The organism is Methanoculleus taiwanensis (genome assembly GCF_004102725.1).
In the GTDB taxonomy this organism is placed as follows: Archaea; Halobacteriota; Methanomicrobia; order Methanomicrobiales; family Methanoculleaceae; genus Methanoculleus_A; species Methanoculleus_A taiwanensis.
Window position 1 is genome coordinate 509,553 of the sequence record NZ_LHQS01000001.1, and the last position, 19,036, is coordinate 528,588.

A 19,036-nucleotide genomic window follows, 5' to 3' on the forward strand; every position below is an offset into this window, starting at 1 on the left:
TCTCCGTTTCTTTTGGTGATGGGCAGGTTACTCGGTTGGGGTGATGCACCGGTGTCCGCAGGTGCCGTTCTGGGGTCGTGCGGGAAGTTCGTCCCGGTGTTCCTCCATGAACTGCTGCATAAGCGCCCGGGCGGTTTCATGGTCGCCGTTATCGATGGCGTCACGGATCCCGGAGACGTCATACCCCTGCTGCTCCAGGTCGTTGAGGCGGGCGAGCGGTCCGAAACCCCGGTTGCCGTTTTCGGGCCGTGCGGGAAGTTCGTCCCGGTGTTCTTCCATGAACTGCTGCATGAGGGTCCGGGCAGTTTCATGGTCGCCGCTCTCGACGACGGCTCTAATCTCCGAGACGTCGTATCCCTGTGCCTCGAGTTTGTCGAGGAACGCGTCCGGTCCCAGACCCAGTTCTCCGTTCGGTAAGGCGCCGCCTCGCGGCCCGATGCCCTCGCCGGCCGTTCCGTTCTGGAATGCAGCGGCTGCGGGGGCTGCCAGGAGTGCAAGGATGCAGAACACCGATGCGACCCCTATTGCGATTGTGCTTCTCTTCATAGGTTTCCTCCATCTGTCGTTGGGTTCAGGCGTTTGCCCCGTCATGATACATCGGGGTCGTTGCGCCATGTAAAGTATGTTATACATATTGTTATTAATAGATTACTATTGGTTGCCAACTGCGAACATTGTACCCGGGAGTTCTGACGGTATCGGCGATCACGACCGCTCGGAATGGACAGGGAGAACATAACAGGGTAGCTGGGTGGGCACGGCACGCACACCTGAGCCGGATCTGCGAGAGAGCTCTGCTCCGTCTGCAGAATTCAAAAAGAATTGAGGTCTACCGGATGCCCCGACGACGGCGAGACCATTTTTCTCAGGTTATCGCGGCCCGGCGGTGTCGTCGTAGATGAAAATTTCCTCGATGGCGACGCCGAAGAACCGGGCAATCTTAAAAGCCAGATCGAGCGACGGGTCGTACTTCCCCTTCTCGATGGCCAGGATCGTCTGCCGGGTGACCCCGAGCTCGTTTGCGAGCGCTTCCTGCGTCAGGTCGTGCATCGCCCGGTGGACTTTAATCCTGTTCTTCATCGGCGTCCCATTCCCCGTATTTGCGTGCGTAATACATCCTGAATCCGACATAGAGGAATATCATGAGACAGAGGAGTGCCATCTGAACGGTGGCAAACCAGCCGATCCCGGGAAGGAGGAGTTCCGTTTCTCCGGGGTGCGGAGGCCGCGGGCGCAGTCCGAGCGGCCTGCTGAATGCAATGACTGCACTTCCCAGGTTGACTGCAAAGAAAACCACCCAGAAGATCTCCAGCGTCCGGAGCGCTGCTTTCTGGGTGATCATACTGATCCGCTCGTCCTCGATCCTTCCCTCGACCATCCGCCGTGCTCCGTAGATCAGCAGGATTCCGAGGATAAACGCCACCTGGATCAGCTGCGGTATCTCGAGCTCCACCGACACCCAGAAGGCGACGACCTCCAGAAGTGCGACGAGCCCTACGAGCAGGTAGAATGAATTTCGTTTCATATGCGACCGTTGTATAATTTTATAGACACTTTGTTATTAATACGTGACGTACTGCTGGGTCGACCTGCATGGAGCATCCTGATCGTCTGAGCCCCTCTCCTCACTTCGGGCTGAGGCGAAACGAGAAGGTATATCATCCGCACCCGGCAAACCTCCATTCATATGAGCGAAACAGACGGTCGCTTCGTGAACGGGCGGTGGGTCGAAGAGCCCGAACCCGAAACCGATCAGATCCCGATTGAGACCGGCCCGGCACCCGGAAGCGAGCCTCGCACTGAGGATCTCCTCGCCGATGCCTCCCGGTCGGTTACGAAAGCTGTCGACGACGTCGTCCTGGCCGCCCGGCACCTCTTCGGAACGCCGGAGGGGCGGGAGCATATCGAGCGGTCGGCACGGAAAGCCGGTTCCGATCTCGAGAAGGCGATCAACGAGGTGGCGGAGAGCGCCCGGCGGAGACTGGAACGCCGTTAATCTCCCGCCTTTCGCGTCAGAAGGCCAGGCTGACGACGCCGAGCGCCATTGCCATAACTATTCCCGATGCGATCATCCACCCGATGAGCATGCAGATCACTGAGAGCATGCGGGGATACTGGAAGAGCCGTGCGACGACGGGGGTGCCGTAGAGCGCGATCCCGGGAATCCAGATGATCGGGATCAGCGTTAAAACTCCGTACTTCCGGAAGTAATCTACTTCCCGCGTCTTTTCATCGACTTTCCGGAGCAGGCCGTTGAACCGTGCCCACCTGGCGGCGAGGAGATCGCTCAGTTCGAAGATGGCGAACATGACTCCGGCCGCGACTGAAGTGACCAGCGCGAGCACCACGAAGGGGTGCAGGTGGAACCCGAGCCCGACCGCCGCCGCTCCTGCCTGCAGGAGGAGCGTCGATACGATCAGCGTGATCACGGCGGGGGGATCGAGCCTGGACGTAACGCCGAGTACGAACGGAACGGCGAGAATAAAGATGACGATTGCTGCCACGGCTCTGGCAATCCGGGAGAGGCAGTTCCTCATCGAGGACTCCTGCGAGCATTCACCGGTGAACGATCTCTCTGCCATCTCCTGTCGCACCCACTATTCACGGCCGGGGGCTTGAAGCTATGCTCTGCGAGCACTCTTCCCGGTGAATGGGTGCTTTGCCCCCTCACGCTCCCCCGTATCTCCTGACGTGATCCCACGACCGGCAGAGCTTCCCGTGCTGCTCTCCCGGTTCGTAGGGCGAGGCGTCCTCTCTTCCGTAATGCTCCCGGTCTTCACCGACAGGGCAGACTTTGATGCAGATGCCGCAGGGAGAGATGTGGCGTTTATTCAGTGCAGCGCTGTGTGCGGCGCAGGCATGTCTGTTGGTCAGGCCTTCCGGGTAGCCTTCACGGTCGAGCGCACCGGCCGGACAGAGCCGGACGCAGCGCATGCACCGGGTGCAGAGCTCGTGGTCGATCATCGGATCCGGCGGGAGCGGTGCGGCGGTGAGGACGGAGCCGAAGCGGATCCTGGGGCCGTACTCCGGGGTGAGGATGGTGTTGTTCACGCCGAAGGTTCCGAGCCCTGCAAGGAGCGCTGCGTGCCGGTGCGAGAAGAAGGCGATGGGATTCTTCCGGAGCACCTCGATGCTCCCGTAACCGTCCCGCGGCACGAAGACCGACGGGTATCCCTGTTCATTTAAAAATGAGGCCAGGCGGTAGGTATACTGGTCGAGGAGCGTGTTGACCGTTCTGTAGAGTTCGTGGTAGTAGATGGAGGGCGAGGTCTCGAGCACCGGAAGGTGGATAGGCAGGCCGATGACGATCACCGATCGTGCCCCGGAGAATATCGACTGCGGAAAGAACTCTTCGGGCATCCACGGCCGGAACGGGGGATGTTCCCACCGCTCCACGTTTGCCACCCCGACGAGCGGGATCTCCATCTTTCGGCACCGTTCCCTGACGGCATCTTTCAGTTCATTGGTCATGCCTTGATCAACCGAAGTTCTTTGCGGGCCAGCTACAAAAGGGTTCACGCCCCTCCCTTCTCCACCCGGGCGGTCATATGCCTGACCGACAGAACCAGATAGGTTTATCCTGTGCCGATACATCTCTTCATCGATGAGCGAAAAGAAAGGTCATTTCGAAAAGGGCCGGTGGGTCGAGGACAACGCCCCGGTATCGGTGCCGGAATCCGCACCGGCCGTCCCGACAGGTGAGAGACGTACGAACGAAGCATCCCATGCGGTTCAGATGGCGGTCGAAGGCATGGTCAGCTCCGGTCAGCACCTCCCCGGAACACCGGAGGGGCATGACCATATCGAGCAGGCAGCACGGATTGCGGCCGAAAACCTTGAAAGAGCGATAAACGAGTGGTCGCTCTCTGCCCGACTTGCCTTGAGAAGGTTCTAGGCCGGACGTCCCCTGGGCGGGCTGACGCTCTTTTGCCCCGCCATCATCGTATGAGGAGCCGTCCTTTCATTTTTCAAGCATCGACGCCATTCCCGGACGGATCCCGGTAGCGGGTAAACCGCCCGCAGACCGGATCGGGACACTGTTCGCAGTGCTCCAGATGACGCTCATTGACAGAACAATCGAGGATAAGGTAGCTATCGGCATCCACGAATCCCGTCCCGAACGGCCTGCGGAGGGCCTCAGGGGCGCAGGCCTACGCTGCCGCCGGTGTCACCTGCGCTCCTTTGAGCCCTGCCGTGAAATGGTGCGCCCAGACGAACCCGAGCAGGGCACCGACTGCGTTGCCTGCGGCGATCCCCCACCAGACGCCGTCAAGTCCCATCCCGAAGACCAGCGCGAAGAGCCAGACGAAGAACGCCGAGAGGACGACCGTCTGCAGGATGGTGATCGTGAGGGAGTATGCACCCCGGCCGGTTCCCTGGAAGAGCGAGGAGGAGCAGAGACCGAACCCGACGATCGGGTAGACGAGGCTCATGATCCGGAGGAATATCGTCAGTTCCGCAGTGATGCCCGACGTATCGTCTGCGGCGGCGAAGACCGCGGCGATCCAGGGGGCGAGAATGAACGTGGTCGCGGCAACGGCTCCGCCGATGAGAAGCCCGAGACGGACGGCGTAGAGGAGTGCGGATTCCATCTTGGCGTATGCCTCTGCTCCGTAGGTGGCTCCGGTGACGGCAACCACCGCCGTCGAGATGGCGAGGATCGGGGTGAGGCCGATGCTCACCACCCGCCACCCGACCGAGTAGATCGCAATCCCGTCGGTGCTTGCGATGAGGACGATGATTCCGTTTAAGACGAGCGCCGTCAATGCCAGGACGAGTTGTTCTGCAGCGGCGGGGCAGCCGACCCGCAGAATATCCCTGGCGATGCCCGCGTCCGGGGCAAATCGGTGCAGGCTGAGCGAAACGTAGGTGTCCTTCTTCACAAAGAGCCAGTACGCCATCGGGACGGCGGCCAGGATCTCGGCGAGGATCGTCGCCCATGCAGCGCCGGCGATACCCATATCGAAGGTATAGATCAGGATTGGATCGAGAACGAGATTCGCCACCGCGCCGAGAGCCATGGCGTACATGGTGCGCTTTGCATCCCCTTCCCCGTGCAGGACTGCGTAGGCGACCTCGCCGAAGAGGAGGAAGATCGTTCCGAGGAAGAGGATCTTCGTGTACTCGGCTGCCATGCCGGCGGCTTCGCCCGCTCCCATGAGGATGAAGAGGTCGTCCGCGACAAAGGTCAGCGGCACGGTGACAAGGGCGGCGAGGATCGTCATCAGGAGGATGGTGTGCATGGCCACGCTGTCCGCTCCGGCCTTGTTCCGGGCGCCGATCATCCGCGCAAGTGCGGCTTCTCCTCCGGTTCCAAGGCCGGTCGCAAGCCCGATGGTTATGACGAAGAGCGGGAATGAGAATCCGACTGCGGCAAGGGCGGTAGCGCCGAGGCCCGCGACCCAGAATGCGTCGACGACGTTGTAGAGCGTCAGCAGGGTCATGGCGACCATCATCGGTACTGAGAGCCTGATGATCGCGGCTTTCGGGTCGGCGAGGAGTGTTCTGGTTCCTTCTGTTTCTCGTGGCTGGTTACTGAACGGTGTGCTGTCTTCTGAGTCACTGGTCGGCATACATATCGCCTGCTGGCGTGCCCTTTCTGCGGGTCTCCGGTTCGTTCGGATAGCGGATATCTGAGAGCCCGGGCACTCTGCCTGTCTCTGAATAGTGATTGCCGATCCTGCCCGGGAAAATGGGTGAAACCGCACGCGGACGTCCGGAACCATCTGAAAAATGCCTGATCTTCGGGGCAGGATATCGTTATCCCTGAGGTGAGTGGGCGCGGATCAGTTATTAGAGATTTCCATTCCCGACCGGTTCCTGCACCTCCATGCTGCCGGAGAGATGGCGTTCGTGACATCGATGGCGGATCATGCTTCCCACAAGGCCGAAAGCATCATACGGTTTATGGTGCGGCACGGCTTTTGGCCGCCCGCTGCCGGTTTTTCCTCCGGCAGACATCGTATGCCGGACGGTGAACTGACAATCTTTATGTCGTTTGATCGAGAGACGTGAAAAGTGAGCGACCTGTCATGACATTTATCCGGCACCCGGACGATACGCGGTCTGACCGCATCGAGCTCTTCTCGTCGGGAGGAGAAGTTCACGTCGTAAAAAGTCCGGTGCGGGTCAGGATTCTCTCAATGCTCCGGGAGCGGGAGATGGGATTTGATGAGATTGTCGCCCGCTCCGCACGGGCGAAGTCGACTATCTCCGTCCATCTCAAAGAGCTCGCCGGGGAAGGTATCCTCGACGCGAGACCCGATCCCCTGGACAGTCGAAAGAAGATCTTCTCGCTTCGCCCTGGGTACCTCGGCAGTCTCTCGGCGGACGATCGCATCGACGAAGATCTCGGCGGCTTTGTCCTCGCCGCCCTGGAGCGGGAGGCGGATCCGTCTTCCGTGTTCAAAGCCTTTTTCCAGGCGATCCGCCTCTCCCTGATGCGGGAAGGGGTGATGGTCGATCCGATCCTCTACTCGGCGGGCAGCAGCGTCGGGCGGGCGCTCTCGGGGCTGGTGAATGCGCCCGATATCGAAACACTGCTCATGAATCTTTGCGCCTTCTGGGGGGAGCGCGGGCTCGGCCGCCTCGAGGTCGTGAGTCGCGACCCCCTCACGCTCGATATCTATGACTGCTACGAATGCCAGGGTCTCCCACAGCTCGGAAAGCCTGTCTGTGCGTTCGATGCCGGCATTCTCGCCGCTCTTTTCGAGGCCCACTCCCGGGACGAGTGGGTCGTCACCGAGACGAAGTGCTACGCTATGAACGATGCCTGCTGCCGGTTCGTGGTGCTGCCGCGGGCGGAGTAGTCTCTCCGGTTCTTCGATTCTCCGGCACCCGGCCGGGAAGGGCACAGGGAGCGGTGATACCTCCCCCCTGGTGTGGTACTGATACCTGTTCTCCCGATCTGCAGGAGTTTTTTACATGGGGCATGTCTCCGGAGTTCGGCGTACGAACCGGCCGATAGCGAAGTGGTATGCGCTCCTCGCCGGCCTTCGTGTGCTGCCAGCCTTCAGAGGGCCCGCTCGAAGATTTCCAGCCTTCTCACGCTCCTGCCCTGCGATCAGTCGCATTCGGTTTGCCCCGGGGGAGTGTTACATCCAGAGCCGAAGGGTATGATGCCGCTTGTGGGGGCATGGCCGCGGATTGCAGTCCGTGGGTAGTTGACAGAAACAAATCTCCGTCCCGCAGTGGGATGAATTCGGTCGGCGAGTCCCTGAAGGAAAAAGAGTTGATTGTGTTACTGATCCAGAAGGACAACCGGTTTAATTAAGTCTCCGGGCTTCTCTTTCATCAGGAGCAGAGCCTCTTTTAATGTGTCGAAACCCTTGAAGATATGCGTTGCCATGAGTGACGGGTCCATGCGCCCATATGTCACTATCTCGGCCAGTCTCTCCATTCTCACCCTTCCACCGGGACAGAGTCCGGTCACGATATCTTTGTCTGCCATGCCGACCCCCCACCCTGCACGAGGAATAGGTATGCTATCTCTGTCGCCGATTCCCTTGCCGAAGTAGTTGACGTTCGAGATCACTGATCCGGGTTTACCCATAGTTACTGCGTCCATGAGAATCTCAGCGCCACCACCGGCAATAATGACAGCGTCGACACCTGCTCCGCCGGTTGCTTCAATAATCTGTTCTGCGGTATTTCCGTTCCTGTAGTCGATGATATCCGTAGCACCATACTTTTTCGCTACCTTAACGGCGGCAGGCCTCGTGCCGACGGCAAATATTCTTCCGGCCCCCCGAAGTTTTGCGCCGGCGATGCTGGATAGTCCGACCGGTCCGATTCCTAAGACCGCTACCGTAGCCCCGATCTCAATACGAGCGTTTTCAGCGCCCAAAAAACCGGTACTGAGCATATCCGGGAGCATAACCCCTGCTTCCAGGGTCATGCCGTCCGGCAGATGGGCAAGGTTGCTGTCCGCCAGGTTCACGTGGAAGAATTCTGCGAAGACGCCATCTTTAAAGTTCGAAAACTTCCAACCGCCGAGAGGGCCGCCGGTCTGTGAAGGGAACCCGCGCTGTACGGCTTCCGAGTCCCAGTCGGGAGTGATAGCCGGTACGATGACCCGGTCGCCGGGTTTGAAATCCTTAACGCCGCTTCCGACTTCGTCTACTATCCCGAGGGCTTCGTGTCCCAGGATGAGATTATGCCGCTCCCCGATTGCTCCTTCCCAGGCGGTATGGATATCGGACGTGCACGGCGCCAACGCCAGCGGTTTAACAATAGCGTCTCTGGAACCGCACGATGGCCGGTCTTTCTCTATCCATCCTACCTCCCCGATTCTTAACATTGCCAGGCCTTTCATTTCCTACCCCCCTTCGCCCGGTTGTGAGGACCGAATAGTATAAAAAGCACCGGGTCGGAACGATCCCGACAGCTCCGTATTCCCGGGACGGCACGCGACGAGGCGAACATGTATCTCGACATCACGATTCACGACATCCGGAACGCGAACAACGTCGCGAGTATGTACGCCGATCTCCCGGTCGAACTCGCTGAAGGAGGGCTGAAAGCCTATGTTGAGAAGCTGCGGGACAACATCGGGCGAAGTCGCGAGATTCTCAGGAACGCCGCCACTATCCGGCGGGCTTTGGAGGAATCCGGCAGTCTGGCGGCGGTGAACCTCGATGCGGTCACCAGGGAGGAGATCGGAAACTACCCCGGGACGTCGATCCGGTATATCGACCCCGGCGTACAAGACGAAGTGAAGGGCAGGCTTTTCACACGGTTCGAGCGGGGCAAGGCCTCCGGCCGTGGGGAGGGGCTCGGACTTCTCATCGTCCGGACGCTTGTCGAATGCTACGGCGGCAGGGTCTGGATCGAGGATCGGGTGCCCGGCCACCTGGAAGAAGGGGCGTCATTCCGGTTCACACTCCGGCAGGCCGGTTGAGTCAACCATGCCCCGATAGATTGATGAACAGCGATTACTGAAGATACACCCTCAGCCGATGCACGATGAAAAGGAGTAGGCAGAACGTGGCTCAGCAGCAGCCACACGAAGCACCGCCCCCTTCGGATCCCCTCTACCAGGCGATCGTCGAGAATACCGGCACTGCCATCATGATCGTCGAGGGCGACGGGAGAATAGCCTATGCCAACGCCGAGTTCGAGAAGAGCTTCGGCTATGCCAGGTCGGATCTCGTAGGCACGTTCTTCTGGGATCGGCTCCCCGCAGAAGTCGACCGGGAAAGGATGATCCGCTACCACCACCTGCGCCGGGTGAAACCGTCGGCCGCACCACGAACGTATGAGGCGTCTCTTCGGGATGCGGCCGGGGCAGAACGGAACGTTGTGGTCACGGTCGCTCTCGTCGCCGGGTCGGATCGGAGCGTCGTCTCGTTCATGGATATCACCAAGAAGAAACGTGCTGAAGAGGCACTCCGACTCTCGGAAGAGAAGTACCGCACCCTGGTCGAGGGGATAAACGAGGTGATCTTTACCGTCGATCCTCACGGCCGCATTACCTATATAAGCCCGGCACTGGAACGGCTTACCGATTACAGGGTATCGGAAGTCGTTGGAGAGCCTTTTTCCCGGTATGTCCACCCGGACGATCTTCCCGGATTGCAGAAGAGTTTTGAGAGGACGCTGGCCGGTCTGCAGGAGCCGTACGAGTTCCGGGTGCTCACCAGGGATGGTACTGTGCACTACGTGATCACATCCAGCCGCTTCCTCATGGAGAATGACCGCCTGGTAGGTCTGATCGGTGTCCTGACCGATATTACCGAGCGCAAGCAGGCGGAAGAAGCGCTCCGGCAGAGCGAGGAGATGTACCGAACCATCACCCAGCGGAGCTTTGACATCATCGTCACAGCCGACTGCGAAGGGCGGATCACCTATGTCTCCCCGGCCGTGAAGCGGGTTCTCGGGTATACGCCGGAAGAGGCCGTCGGCACCCGGTGGATGGACTATGTGCTGCACCCGGAGCAGCCGCAGGTGCAGGTCCTCAGAAGGATGGCGAGGGAAGGGGCTGTCGAGGGTTACCAGATCGAGATGCGGCACAAAAACGGCGACGCCGTCACGCTTGAGCTCAACATCTCGCCGATCCCCGTATCGAAGGGCTGCAGCGGGTTTCAGGCTATCGGGCGGGATATCACCGACCGAAAGCGGATACGCGAGAAGCTCGCCTACCACGCCTATCTCCTCGACCACGTGAGCGACGCAGTCATCGCCACCGACGAGCGGTTTATGATTACGGCATGGAACCGGGCGGCAGAAGACCTGTACGGCTGGAAAGCAGACCAGGTTATCGGCCGCTCTCTCCTGGAACTGATCCACTCGGATCTCCCGGGAGCCGAACCCGCCACGATGCTCCAGACGCTGGAGAAAGAGGGATCCTACAGCGGTGAACTGATGCACTACCATGAGGACGGCCAGCCGGTCTATATCGATACCAACGCATCCGCCCTGACGGAGACGGGCGGCGGGGTCACCGGCTACATCCTTGTCGGCCGGGATGTGACCGGTCGTATTGCGGCAGAATCGGTTCGGAAACGTGCATTCGAGCAGATCGAGCAGAACATGGAGCAGTTTGCCATCCTCGGCGACCACGTCCGCCACCCGCTACAGGTGATCATGGCCCGGGCGGATCTCATGGATGACGAGAAGACCGCCGCGAGTATCCGGGAGCAGGTCCGGCGGATCAACGCACTTGTCAAGCAGCTCGACGAGGGATGGGTCGAGTCCCGGGCGATACGGGAGTTCCTCAGGCGCACCGATCTGGCGTGAGGGGGAGCCACTTCTTTCCGACCAGAGCTATGGGTAAAATTCGTTATTATCCGGTTTTAACGCCGATTCCGGAGCGCGGGTTTCTGCGGAGGCGTAACCTCGCGGATATCGGCTGGATTTCGAAATACCGGGAACTTTTTGAGGTTATACTGGCCGTATGAGGGTCAGCACTCTTTTGGGGCTGCTGTTCATGTCTCGCCTCGAGATCGGCGGTCCTGGGGCTTTCTGTGAAAGTGGTTCTTCCGGTGGAATCTGCCTGGGTTCTGGGTGTTTATGGGTTAGTTGACCGGAGCAGTAACCGGCCGCGTTATGGGGTGTGCCGAGTCCCCGGCAGAGCATGTAATCCTGCCAATCTGACGTTTTCTTTCTGGAAACGGCTGTCAAAATTCCGGCATCTTTTACTAGGTGCTTCAATATCTTTACTTATGCGAATATATGCAATATCTGCCCTTCTCATCGCCCTCACGGTGCTCGGGGCGGGCTGCACGGGAGATGGCCGGTCATCTCCGGAGATTACGCAGGAGTTGGTATTAAGCGATGCCGTCTCCGGGATAAACGATGAACTTGAGTCGATCAGGGCCTCAGTCGGAGAGAATGCCCGGGTGCTCGGAGAGACCGGGCTTACCGGTGCTGCGGGGAGAGAGGCACTGAAGCAGACGCTGCTGAAGTACCCCTGGGCAGAGTCGTCCCTTGTGATATCGAGAGACGGAGTCGTGGTTATGGCCGTGCCCGAGAACTATGGGGGCATCATGAACCAGAACCTCTCCTATCAGCCCCAGGTGCAGAGGGCGAACAGAGAGCAGGTGCCGATCGTCAGCGAGGTCTTCTACCTGGAGGAAGGATTCTACGGGATCTCCCAGAGCTATCCGGTCTTCGGGACCGAGTATCTGGGGTACACGGACATCACGTACCGGTCGGACGTCCTCATCGGGCGGGTACTGACGCCCCTGATCAACGGAACGCCGTACGATGCCTGGGCGGCGCAGACTGATGGGCGGGTGATCTACGACACGACCCCGGAAGAGATCGGGAAGAATCTCTTTTCAGACCCGGTCTACCAGTTGCCGGGACTCCAGGAGGCGTTTACCCGTATCGTCTCCGAGCCCTCCGGGTCGCTCGAGTATTCGTTCTATGATCTGAACTGGGAGCGGAACGTGACCAAGGAGGCTCGATGGGATACCGCCGGCGTCGACGGAGCAGAGTGGCGCATCGTCATCACGCGGAGCCTGGATGCAGGAGAGCCGCAGCAGGTTGCAGGCAGCGGCCGGCCGCCTGCGGCAAATGCAACTGATGAGATGAAGAGTTTCGTTGCCGAGGCGGCTGCTTATGCACGGGAGCACGGCCGCACGGAGGCCCTTTCCGCGTTCAACAACCTGGACGGGGAGTTTGTCAGAGGGGATCTCTACATCTTTGCCTACGATATGAATGGCACCGTCCTCGCCCTCCCCTTCCAGCAGGGTCTCATCGGCACGGATCGGCGGGGTGTGCACGACAGCAACGGCGTGGCGTATATCGACGGGATGATCCGGGTTGCGGCGGAAGGGGGCGGCAGCCTCTACTATGTCTACCCGAACCCGGCGAACGGGTATGCCGAAGAACTCAAACTCGGGTATGCTGTGCCGGTGGATGACACGTGGTTCGTCGGCTCGGGCGTCTACATCCCGGACGTCGGTACCGGGTTTACCACGAGCGAAAAAGATGCGCTCGTGCAGCGGGTGAAGGCTGCACGGGATTATGCACAGGAGCATGGGAAAGAGGCGGCATCCGCCGCTTTCAACGATCTCGCCGGGCCTTTTGCCGCCGGCGGGGCGTATATCTTTGCATACGGAATGGACGGGGAGACGCTGGCGCTGCCGTACCAACCTGATCTGATCGGCAGCAACCGCACCGGCTTTGAGGACCGGTACGGGGTGAATATAATCGACTGGGAGATCGCCGCTGCAAAAGCCGGGAGCGGGTTTGTGTATGTCACGTACTATAACCCAGATACCGGCGGTGACGGGTTGAAGCTCTGCTATGTCGCTGTGGTGGATGAGGAATGGTTTGTCGGCTCCGGCGTCTACGCTGCGGAGACGTGATCCCCACGACGAGGTCATGGCCGCTGCCGGCCGTACGGGGCGTGCCCTGCCGCGTCCGGTAGGCAGTGGCTGAAAAGCCGGCTACGGTAAGCGACATTGAAGGTCGGTGGAGGCTTTTCACCGTTCTTCTTCAACGTGCAGAGCCTTACACCTCATTTCGGGCAGCTTCCGCCACGGCAACCGGCCGTGTCGTCCGGTATTCCATGAGCGATCGCCAGATGATCGCGGCGAGGATAGCGCCGAGGATCGGTGCGACCCAGAAGACCCAGAGCTGCGCAAGGGCTTCACCACCCGCGAAGAGAGCCGGCCCAAGGCTCCGTGCCGGGTTGACGGAGGTGCTATCCACCGGGATTGTCGCTATATGGACCATTGCGAGCGCCATTCCTATTGCAAGACCCGCGAACCCTTTTAGTTTCTCGATACTTGTTGCGGCCAGGATCACAAAGACGAACAGGGCGGTCATCACCACTTCCGAAATGAAAGCTGCCTCGAGTGAGTAGCCGCCCGGTGACGCTTCCCCATATCCGTTCTGGCCAAGACCGTCAGCGGCAAGGGAGTACGCGGGGGTTCCCGTCGCTATGGCAAGCACCACCCCGGCGGCGATGATTGCTCCGATACACTGGACGATGATGTAGACGATCGCCTCCCTTACCGGCATTCTGCCAAGAGCAAGCACGCCTATCGTCACTGCGGGGTTCACATGGCATCCGGAGATATCCCCGATGGCATATACCATCGAAAGAAGGACTAGTCCGAAGGCAAATGCTATTCCCAGATAGCCTACCTCATCGCCTGCGAGCACCGCGCTCCCGACCCCGATAAGGACCAGTGCGAAGGTTCCGAAGAGCTCAGCGCCATATTTTTTCATTGCGTTTGCAACCATTGTTTCATCACTCCCGAGGGGTTCGGAGAATAGTCGGATCCCTCCTGGAGGAAAGTCCTCTCCTGGACAGGGGGATGTGATCGTGCGGTATGAGAACGGTGGTCTGAACTGATATCTGAAGTTGCAGCTGGTGCGGGAGGAATCATAGCCCCTCTTGAGTGTGAGGAATGCATCTTCCCGTATAAAAAATGGCAGTGTCCGGGTCAAGGGTGGAGGATGGAGGGAGGTGCCTGACAAGATAGAGCGTTACCCCGAATTCTGTTTGGTTTTCAGGGTTCCCCGATCTTTCGGCCGCAGCAATGGCTGTCACTGCGCATGATCCTGAGTATGCGGAGCAGTGTCGGTTGTGGCGCAGAGGGACGACGCGCCCATCTCCTCCGCCACGTATCGTGTCACGTCGAACGACCTGAGATTTACGATCCCGGACACCTTCTCGCCGTTTACGAAGAACCTCTCCTATGCGGGAACCTCTGCACCGATGCCGAAGGCCCCGGCGATCTCGTTGAGGACCGCCCTCTCCGGATCGCTGACAGCGACACCGTGCTCTTTTGCCGCTTCGGCCACCTTCCGGCCTATCGCCAATACCCACTCTTTGTAGGCCATAGCCTCGTCGGGAGAGACTTTTGAGAGGGCTTCCGAAGCAGACTTTGCCGCCTCGATGGTCGTCGTCCGGTAGCCGGTCTGGTCATGCCGCATCAGATTCTGCTGCTCTTTGATGAGCGCCTTCTCCTCCGCCTTCATCTCGGTGGATATCTGGTCGACGAGAACGCTCCCGCTGTCGGCCGCCAGGTGTACGGGCTCCTGCATCATGGCTTTCGTCTCGCCCCATGCCCCGAAGAACGACGGTGCTGCTTCTATGACCGCCATCGAGACCGCATACGGCAGGCTGACGAGGTTCTTCCATTCTTCATCCGTAAAATTCTCTTTCGGTCCCATCTTCTATCACCGGGGGGTCATTATACCGTGCGTATTATAAGAGAATTTCCGTGGACCGCCGCACTATCGGCAAGACGGTATACTGCCGGACGGTGTCTCCGCGGGGACGCCCGTTCGTCCGGCAAAGATGGCAATGAGACGGAACGATGCGGAATGGTACAAGAAGAGAGCCGCTGGAGGGATTTGAACCCTCGACCTGCTGATTACGAATCAGCCGCTATACCTCTAAGCCACAGCGGCGCTGCCTTAATTAGTTGAATCTCCCTGATTAAAAAGGTATCAGTTCGGGATCGCACTCGTCAGGAGTAGCCCCGTATCGTCACGTTCCCTTCGGTCGCCGGAGCGCTCTCTCCCTGTGAGATCTGCCCGTGTTTCTGTTCGAAGTCCTGCATGCTCTTGGCGAGTACCTGCAACAGGTTCTTGGCGTGCCGGGGACTGATGGAGACGATCGCCTTTGCCCGCGCCTGGTTCGTGCCCGGGATCTCGTGCAGGAACATGAAGGTGAACTCGTCTTCTTTGTAGGCGATCTGAATCCGGTTCGAGTAGACGGGATCGAGGTCGCCCGGGATATTCACCGATATCTCACGCTGTGCCATACCTCGTACTCTGGCACCGCTCCGGCATTAAGCTGTTGCGTCCGGGCTACGTCGGGGCTCCGCGGCGGCATGCGCTTTGACCGGTGAGAAAGCGGGAGAACTGCTGTTGACCGGCGTTGCCTCCTGGCACGAAGGCAGGTCGCCAAGAACCGGGGCCGGGACGATGGCCGTCGCCGGGCCGGGAACGCTCGAGCCGGAGAGACATCCGCCGGAGAAAACGGCGAGTGCGAGCAGGACGAGCACGGCAATCAGGTACTGGGTACGGATGGCCTTCATCTCCTCTCAACTCATTTTTTATAGGGATACGATGTAAGTCTTTTGAAACGAGATTCCGGTGCTGCATGGTCGAGAGCATACCCGTATCAGCCGTCGTCGCCTGTCACGCCTGCCCGCGGCGGTACTACTTCGAGCGGTCGATGAAACGCGACGAGTCGCCCCGCTACACCGTCGCCAAGCAGATCGCCTCGCACCTCGGCACCCCGCTCGATCCCGATCGCATCTGGCAGGAGGTGCTGTATGTCTTCCCCGGCGCCGATGCGGAGGTGCGTGCGTTCTTCGACGACTGCGTCGCCGCCTGCCGCCGCTCGCGGTGGAAGATTGCGGTCGAGAGCGACGTGACCGTAGCTTCTGAGAAACTCGGTATCCACGGGAGGGTTGACAGGATCTTCGACGGCGGAGCGTCTTTCGCCGTCGTCCGTTCGAGTCCTGCGCCGCGTGCCGGGGCCTATGCCTCGGATCGTATCCGGATAGCCTGCTATGCCGCCTGCCTCGCCGGGACGCTCGGGCGGGAGGTCTCCGGCGGTTACGTTGAGTATATCCCGAGCGGCGTCTCCCGCCTCGTCGAGCCGCAGCCCCGCGACCGTCGCGAGATGCTCCGTGCGCTCCGGGCGGCGCAGCAGGTGGCGGCGGGCGATCTCCCTCCCCGGCCGTTCCGGGCGCCGTGCGAGGGGTGTCTCTATGCCGAACGGTGCCAGGCCGGCAGCGCCCGCCGCCTCTCCGACCTCTTCTGACCGATCCTATTCCGGGAGGCGGATCTCCCCCGCTCCCCAGGGGATCCGGTTCAGGGCGGGTGCCGCCAGTGCCAGAATGGCATCAGCGCGCCCGACATACCGGCAGCTCTGCCGTGCTGATCTGATTGCGAGGAAGTACTCTCCCTCGCGGTGCGGGGAGCGTCCCCACGCGATGGTAATCTCTCCCGAGAGTTCGTCTCCGTGCATGTTCCAGCGCTCCGTTGACCCTGACGGAGTGTGGAGCGGGCAGTGACAAAAAAGTGATCGCCGGAGTATATTGGGGGATAGTACGACTCTATGAACTATTGAGGCGCCCGCCCGCCTCACGCTTCCATTAGCGTCTTTGATATGATATACTCCCCCTTCGCCTCGCGGGTCGTCCCGACGATGAGCCAGTCCTCGTCCCCGTGCCGCTCACGGACGCCCTGCACCTCGATCGTCTCCCCCGCGAGCGCCTGTCCCGAGTAGGTGTGGGTGAACGAGAGCACCCGGGAGATCTCCTCGTGCTCGATGCCGTAGACCGCCGGGCTGTCGAAGGCGAGCGATGCATCGGTCACGAGCGCTTCGATCCGCATCCGCCCGAGCACCTCGCCGCGCCCTGCCGCCACGGCACGCAGGTTGTCGTACGACCGGGTGTAGAGGAGATCGAAGTAGGTCCCATCGATCTCGCCGCGGTTCCACTTCCGCTCCTCGTGGAGGACAAAGGTCTCGAACGAGATCTCGGGCACCCGTTTTTCGTAGACCCGGCGCCACATCTCTTCGCTCATCCCGGTGAGTCTGCCGCTCCCGACGAGCCGTGCGAGCTGCTGCTGCGCCGAGAACCAGGCATCGCCGTAGACGACCATATCGATATCGGACCCGGCGTTCTCGAGCCCGCAGAGCAGCGAGCCTGTAACGCCGTAGGCGCCGCCGGGAAGGTCGAAGAAACCGATGAGTTTCTGCACCCTCTTATCGCGCAGGGCGACGGCTGCCATCTCCTCCTCGGGTTTGTAGACCCGGACAATATCGGTGTGCGGCACCTGGTGTACCGTATCGAGGTAGGCGGGTTTGTGCTCGGCGATCCAGGCGAAAGCCTCTTCAAAGTCATATTTCGTATAGCGGCGACCGGCGGGGTCGCACCGCTCTCCTGCAGGGTCCGGGACATAGCGGAGAACGCATCCGACCCGGTCGCCGTTGTCGTAGTTCGAGACCGCGTAGAGGCAACCGTCCGTGTCTTCGATGAAATCACGGAGCCGTATCGGCATCATGCCATGCTCCGCAGGAAGGCCTCGACTGCTTCCCACCCTTTTCCCTTCCGGAGGATCGAGCGGGTCGTCAGATCGACCACGGTGCTCGGGGTTCCGGGAAGCTCTCCTCCGTCCACCAGGAGATCGAAGGGGACGTCGACCTCGTCGGGCCGGGTCACCGGCGCATCTCCGGCGAGGTTCGCGCTCGTCGCCGTGATCGGGGCGTCGAGGAGTTCGATGATCCTGACCGCCGTCTCGTGGGCGGGCATCCGGATCCCGATAAGCCCCGTCCCTCCGGTCAGCATCTCCGGGAGGCAGGACTTTGCGGGAAGGACGACCGTCACCGGGCCGGGGAGGAACCGGTGTATGAACGCTTCGGCAGCGTCGTCGACGACCGCGACCGCCCGGAGCATATCCGTATCCGAGACCGCTATCGAGATCGGTTTGCCGAGCGGCCGACCCTTCGCCTCGTAGATCTTCATCACGGCGTCCTCCGAGAGGGCGTCCGCTCCGAGGCCGTAGACCGTTTCCGTGGGGTAGACGATGATGCCGTCCCTCTGCAGCACTTTGACTGCGTGCTCTATGGTACTCATCAGAATTCACGACCGCGTACGCGATTGATATCAAAGACACCCTTGCCGGAGATGTGCATGACCGCAAAGACACCGGCCTGGATGGGATCGGTCACCACGAGATCGGCGTGCTCCGGAACGCTGCCGGCCATCTTCAGGGCTATCACCGGGATGCCGGTTGCCCGCACCCGGTCGACGGCTCTCGAGACCTCTCCGCCCATCAGGGATCCGGCCAGCACCAGGATCGACGCCCGGGGGAGGCGTGCCACCGCGTCGACGGCGAGCGCGAGGTCCTTCTCCCCGACGAGCGGGATGGTATCAACCGAGATCCGTTCGCCCCGGATGTTATGCCGGTCCGCCTCGTTCACTGCACCCATCGCCACCTGGGCGACCTGGGCGCCGCCGCCGATGATGATCACCCGGGAGCCGAAGATCCGCGAGAACGGCGGGTAGATAGTGACGTCGAGAACAGAAGGGATCTCGAGCATCTCGGCGATCATAACGCCGTGGTCGCCGCATTCCTCGAACTCAAAGTAGACGTATGCGTCTCCCTTATGCGGGCCGGTGCAGATGATCGACTGCTGGATCATCTGGATGTTCGCCTCGTGTTTCGCCATCACCGTGGCGACGTCACGCAGGACGCCTGCCCTATTCTCGGTGATGAGACTGAGTGCGTAGAGGTCGGGGGTCATACGGCATCGGAGCGCTGCATAATGCTCTCTGGCAGGGCAATTATCGTCATTTTCGGAACTGGTTCTATGTTTGATCCCCCGATTCAATATAGGTTTTGGGCGGTGGAATGGGGGCAGAGACGCCGCTCCTGACCTCGGGGGCGAACGACCTCTACAGAACCGGGTGCCAAACCGCTCTTCGGGGCAGAATATCATGGAGCAAAAGAGATGCAAACCTCGATGCGATAGCCGGGAATCGAACCCGGGCTAAGGGCTTGGGAAGCCCCTGTCCTACCGCTAGACTACTATCGCATATCTGCAACAGGT

At 60.4% G+C, this 19,036-nt stretch carries 22 protein-coding genes and 2 tRNA genes; 7 read left to right on the forward strand and 17 right to left on the reverse strand.

Annotation, left to right across the window (positions count from 1 at the left end; genetic code table 11):
* Nucleotides 1-27: 27 nt before the first annotated feature.
* From ABH15_RS02625 to ABH15_RS02635, 3 genes are all read right to left on the reverse strand, one after another.
* Nucleotides 28-546 (reverse strand): hypothetical protein, encoded by a 519-nt coding sequence (locus ABH15_RS02625; protein WP_128692801.1) that lies wholly within the window; start codon nt 544-546, stop codon nt 28-30.
* A gap of 324 nt (nt 547-870) precedes the next feature.
* Complete coding sequence (locus ABH15_RS02630) at nt 871-1,080, reverse strand: helix-turn-helix transcriptional regulator (RefSeq protein ID WP_128692802.1); 210 nt, start codon at nt 1,078-1,080, stop codon at nt 871-873.
* Nucleotides 1,064-1,525 carry a DUF2178 domain-containing protein gene (locus ABH15_RS02635; RefSeq protein WP_128692803.1) on the reverse strand — a complete coding sequence of 154 codons (462 nt, stop codon included), beginning with the start codon at nt 1,523-1,525 and terminating at the stop codon, nt 1,064-1,066. The genes ABH15_RS02630 and ABH15_RS02635 overlap by 17 nt, the downstream gene beginning before the upstream one ends.
* A 162-nt stretch (nt 1,526-1,687) precedes the next feature.
* Here ABH15_RS02635 and ABH15_RS02640 point away from each other — a divergent pair, with 162 nt between their 5' ends.
* Complete coding sequence (locus tag ABH15_RS02640) at nt 1,688-1,996, forward strand: hypothetical protein (protein ID WP_128692804.1); 309 nt, start codon at nt 1,688-1,690, stop codon at nt 1,994-1,996.
* 16 nt (nt 1,997-2,012) lie between these two features.
* Here the strand turns inward: ABH15_RS02640 and ABH15_RS02645 are convergent, their stop codons facing one another.
* On the reverse strand, nt 2,013-2,582 hold the full coding sequence (locus tag ABH15_RS02645; RefSeq protein WP_128692805.1) for a hypothetical protein: 570 nt from the start codon (nt 2,580-2,582) through the stop codon (nt 2,013-2,015).
* Between the two features lie 85 nt (nt 2,583-2,667).
* The gene (locus ABH15_RS02650) at nt 2,668-3,471 is read right to left on the reverse strand and encodes a 4Fe-4S binding protein (protein WP_128692806.1); all 804 of its coding nucleotides are present in this window, start codon (nt 3,469-3,471) and stop codon (nt 2,668-2,670) included.
* A 133-nt stretch (nt 3,472-3,604) separates the two neighbouring features.
* Between ABH15_RS02650 and ABH15_RS02655 the strand changes: the two genes are divergently transcribed.
* Nucleotides 3,605-3,895, forward strand: a complete 291-nt coding sequence (locus ABH15_RS02655) for a hypothetical protein (RefSeq protein WP_128692807.1) — start codon at nt 3,605-3,607, stop codon at nt 3,893-3,895.
* 256 nt (nt 3,896-4,151) lie between these two features.
* Here ABH15_RS02655 and ABH15_RS02660 read toward each other — a convergent pair whose 3' ends face one another.
* Nucleotides 4,152-5,573 carry an MATE family efflux transporter gene (locus ABH15_RS02660; protein ID WP_128692808.1) on the reverse strand — a complete coding sequence of 474 codons (1,422 nt, stop codon included), beginning with the start codon at nt 5,571-5,573 and terminating at the stop codon, nt 4,152-4,154.
* Nucleotides 5,574-6,011: 438 nt separating this feature from the next.
* Between ABH15_RS02660 and ABH15_RS02665 the strand changes: the two genes are divergently transcribed.
* Nucleotides 6,012-6,809: a V4R domain-containing protein gene (locus ABH15_RS02665; protein WP_206633409.1), complete on the forward strand. Its 798-nt coding sequence runs from the start codon at nt 6,012-6,014 to the stop codon at nt 6,807-6,809.
* A gap of 431 nt (nt 6,810-7,240) precedes the next feature.
* Here ABH15_RS02665 and ABH15_RS02670 read toward each other — a convergent pair whose 3' ends face one another.
* Nucleotides 7,241-8,314: an NAD(P)-dependent alcohol dehydrogenase gene (locus ABH15_RS02670; RefSeq protein WP_128692810.1), complete on the reverse strand. Its 1,074-nt coding sequence runs from the start codon at nt 8,312-8,314 to the stop codon at nt 7,241-7,243.
* A 108-nt stretch (nt 8,315-8,422) separates the two neighbouring features.
* Between ABH15_RS02670 and ABH15_RS02675 the strand changes: the two genes are divergently transcribed.
* The 3 genes from ABH15_RS02675 to ABH15_RS02685 all read left to right on the forward strand — a co-directional run bounded on the left by ABH15_RS02675 (nt 8,423) and on the right by ABH15_RS02685 (nt 12,815).
* Nucleotides 8,423-8,899: an ATP-binding protein gene (locus ABH15_RS02675; RefSeq protein WP_128692811.1), complete on the forward strand. Its 477-nt coding sequence runs from the start codon at nt 8,423-8,425 to the stop codon at nt 8,897-8,899.
* Between the two features lie 65 nt (nt 8,900-8,964).
* A complete protein-coding gene (locus ABH15_RS02680) occupies nt 8,965-10,737 on the forward strand; it encodes a PAS domain S-box protein (RefSeq protein WP_128692812.1) in 1,773 nt (590 codons plus the stop codon).
* Between the two features lie 425 nt (nt 10,738-11,162).
* On the forward strand, nt 11,163-12,815 hold the full coding sequence (locus ABH15_RS02685) for a cache domain-containing protein (RefSeq protein WP_128692813.1): 1,653 nt from the start codon (nt 11,163-11,165) through the stop codon (nt 12,813-12,815).
* A gap of 145 nt (nt 12,816-12,960) precedes the next feature.
* Here the strand turns inward: ABH15_RS02685 and aqpZ are convergent, their stop codons facing one another.
* The 5 genes from aqpZ to ABH15_RS02710 form a co-directional block, all read right to left on the reverse strand.
* Nucleotides 12,961-13,698, reverse strand: coding sequence for an aquaporin Z (aqpZ, locus tag ABH15_RS02690; RefSeq protein WP_128692814.1), 738 nt, complete (start codon nt 13,696-13,698; stop codon nt 12,961-12,963).
* A 456-nt stretch (nt 13,699-14,154) separates the two neighbouring features.
* Nucleotides 14,155-14,634, reverse strand: a complete 480-nt coding sequence (locus ABH15_RS02695) for a hypothetical protein (RefSeq protein WP_128692815.1) — start codon at nt 14,632-14,634, stop codon at nt 14,155-14,157.
* A gap of 168 nt (nt 14,635-14,802) precedes the next feature.
* Nucleotides 14,803-14,874 (reverse strand) — tRNA-Thr (locus ABH15_RS02700).
* A 59-nt stretch (nt 14,875-14,933) separates the two neighbouring features.
* Nucleotides 14,934-15,230 carry a DUF3467 domain-containing protein gene (locus tag ABH15_RS02705; RefSeq protein WP_128692816.1) on the reverse strand — a complete coding sequence of 99 codons (297 nt, stop codon included), beginning with the start codon at nt 15,228-15,230 and terminating at the stop codon, nt 14,934-14,936.
* A gap of 27 nt (nt 15,231-15,257) precedes the next feature.
* Nucleotides 15,258-15,506 (reverse strand): hypothetical protein, encoded by a 249-nt coding sequence (locus ABH15_RS02710; RefSeq protein WP_128692817.1) that lies wholly within the window; start codon nt 15,504-15,506, stop codon nt 15,258-15,260.
* 65 nt (nt 15,507-15,571) lie between these two features.
* Between ABH15_RS02710 and ABH15_RS02715 the strand changes: the two genes are divergently transcribed.
* The gene (locus ABH15_RS02715; protein WP_128692818.1) at nt 15,572-16,240 is read left to right on the forward strand and encodes a CRISPR-associated protein Cas4; all 669 of its coding nucleotides are present in this window, start codon (nt 15,572-15,574) and stop codon (nt 16,238-16,240) included.
* A 6-nt stretch (nt 16,241-16,246) separates the two neighbouring features.
* On the opposite strand, the gene ABH15_RS02720 is transcribed toward ABH15_RS02715, so the two are convergent.
* The 5 genes from ABH15_RS02720 to ABH15_RS02740 all read right to left on the reverse strand — a co-directional run bounded on the left by ABH15_RS02720 (nt 16,247) and on the right by ABH15_RS02740 (nt 19,021).
* Complete coding sequence (locus ABH15_RS02720; RefSeq protein ID WP_128692819.1) at nt 16,247-16,447, reverse strand: hypothetical protein; 201 nt, start codon at nt 16,445-16,447, stop codon at nt 16,247-16,249.
* Between the two features lie 116 nt (nt 16,448-16,563).
* Nucleotides 16,564-17,487, reverse strand: a complete 924-nt coding sequence (locus ABH15_RS02725; RefSeq protein ID WP_128692820.1) for a DNA polymerase subunit beta — start codon at nt 17,485-17,487, stop codon at nt 16,564-16,566.
* Nucleotides 17,484-18,059, reverse strand: coding sequence for an L-threonylcarbamoyladenylate synthase (locus ABH15_RS02730; protein WP_128692821.1), 576 nt, complete (start codon nt 18,057-18,059; stop codon nt 17,484-17,486). The genes ABH15_RS02725 and ABH15_RS02730 overlap by 4 nt, the downstream gene beginning before the upstream one ends.
* Nucleotides 18,059-18,730, reverse strand: a complete 672-nt coding sequence (locus ABH15_RS02735; RefSeq protein WP_128692822.1) for a DUF5612 domain-containing protein — start codon at nt 18,728-18,730, stop codon at nt 18,059-18,061. Before ABH15_RS02735 ends, ABH15_RS02730 begins: the two co-directional genes overlap by 1 nt.
* Nucleotides 18,731-18,950: 220 nt before the next feature.
* Nucleotides 18,951-19,021 (reverse strand) — tRNA-Gly (locus tag ABH15_RS02740).
* Nucleotides 19,022-19,036: the final 15 nt, after the last annotated feature.

Excerpts from the sequence above, each read along its gene's own strand:
- ABH15_RS02625 (WP_128692801.1), bottom strand. The coding sequence starts at position 546 with ATGAAGAGAAGCACAATCGCAATAGGGGTCGCATCGGTGTTCTGCATC.
- ABH15_RS02630 (WP_128692802.1), bottom strand. The coding sequence starts at position 1,080 with ATGAAGAACAGGATTAAAGTCCACCGGGCGATGCACGACCTGACGCAG.
- ABH15_RS02635 (WP_128692803.1), bottom strand. The coding sequence starts at position 1,525 with ATGAAACGAAATTCATTCTACCTGCTCGTAGGGCTCGTCGCACTTCTG.
- ABH15_RS02640 (WP_128692804.1), top strand. The coding sequence starts at position 1,688 with ATGAGCGAAACAGACGGTCGCTTCGTGAACGGGCGGTGGGTCGAAGAG.
- ABH15_RS02645 (WP_128692805.1), bottom strand. The coding sequence starts at position 2,582 with ATGGCAGAGAGATCGTTCACCGGTGAATGCTCGCAGGAGTCCTCGATG.
- ABH15_RS02650 (WP_128692806.1), bottom strand. The coding sequence starts at position 3,471 with ATGACCAATGAACTGAAAGATGCCGTCAGGGAACGGTGCCGAAAGATG.
- ABH15_RS02655 (WP_128692807.1), top strand. The coding sequence starts at position 3,605 with ATGAGCGAAAAGAAAGGTCATTTCGAAAAGGGCCGGTGGGTCGAGGAC.
- ABH15_RS02660 (WP_128692808.1), bottom strand. The coding sequence starts at position 5,573 with ATGCCGACCAGTGACTCAGAAGACAGCACACCGTTCAGTAACCAGCCA.
- ABH15_RS02670 (WP_128692810.1), bottom strand. The coding sequence starts at position 8,314 with ATGAAAGGCCTGGCAATGTTAAGAATCGGGGAGGTAGGATGGATAGAG.
- ABH15_RS02675 (WP_128692811.1), top strand. The coding sequence starts at position 8,423 with ATGTATCTCGACATCACGATTCACGACATCCGGAACGCGAACAACGTC.
- ABH15_RS02680 (WP_128692812.1), top strand. The coding sequence starts at position 8,965 with ATGAAAAGGAGTAGGCAGAACGTGGCTCAGCAGCAGCCACACGAAGCA.
- ABH15_RS02685 (WP_128692813.1), top strand. The coding sequence starts at position 11,163 with ATGCGAATATATGCAATATCTGCCCTTCTCATCGCCCTCACGGTGCTC.
- aqpZ (WP_128692814.1), bottom strand. The coding sequence starts at position 13,698 with ATGGTTGCAAACGCAATGAAAAAATATGGCGCTGAGCTCTTCGGAACC.
- ABH15_RS02695 (WP_128692815.1), bottom strand. The coding sequence starts at position 14,634 with ATGGGACCGAAAGAGAATTTTACGGATGAAGAATGGAAGAACCTCGTC.
- ABH15_RS02705 (WP_128692816.1), bottom strand. The coding sequence starts at position 15,230 with ATGGCACAGCGTGAGATATCGGTGAATATCCCGGGCGACCTCGATCCC.
- ABH15_RS02710 (WP_128692817.1), bottom strand. The coding sequence starts at position 15,506 with ATGAAGGCCATCCGTACCCAGTACCTGATTGCCGTGCTCGTCCTGCTC.
- ABH15_RS02715 (WP_128692818.1), top strand. The coding sequence starts at position 15,572 with ATGGTCGAGAGCATACCCGTATCAGCCGTCGTCGCCTGTCACGCCTGC.
- ABH15_RS02720 (WP_128692819.1), bottom strand. The coding sequence starts at position 16,447 with ATGCACGGAGACGAACTCTCGGGAGAGATTACCATCGCGTGGGGACGC.
- ABH15_RS02725 (WP_128692820.1), bottom strand. The coding sequence starts at position 17,487 with ATGATGCCGATACGGCTCCGTGATTTCATCGAAGACACGGACGGTTGC.
- ABH15_RS02730 (WP_128692821.1), bottom strand. The coding sequence starts at position 18,059 with ATGAGTACCATAGAGCACGCAGTCAAAGTGCTGCAGAGGGACGGCATC.
- ABH15_RS02735 (WP_128692822.1), bottom strand. The coding sequence starts at position 18,730 with ATGACCCCCGACCTCTACGCACTCAGTCTCATCACCGAGAATAGGGCA.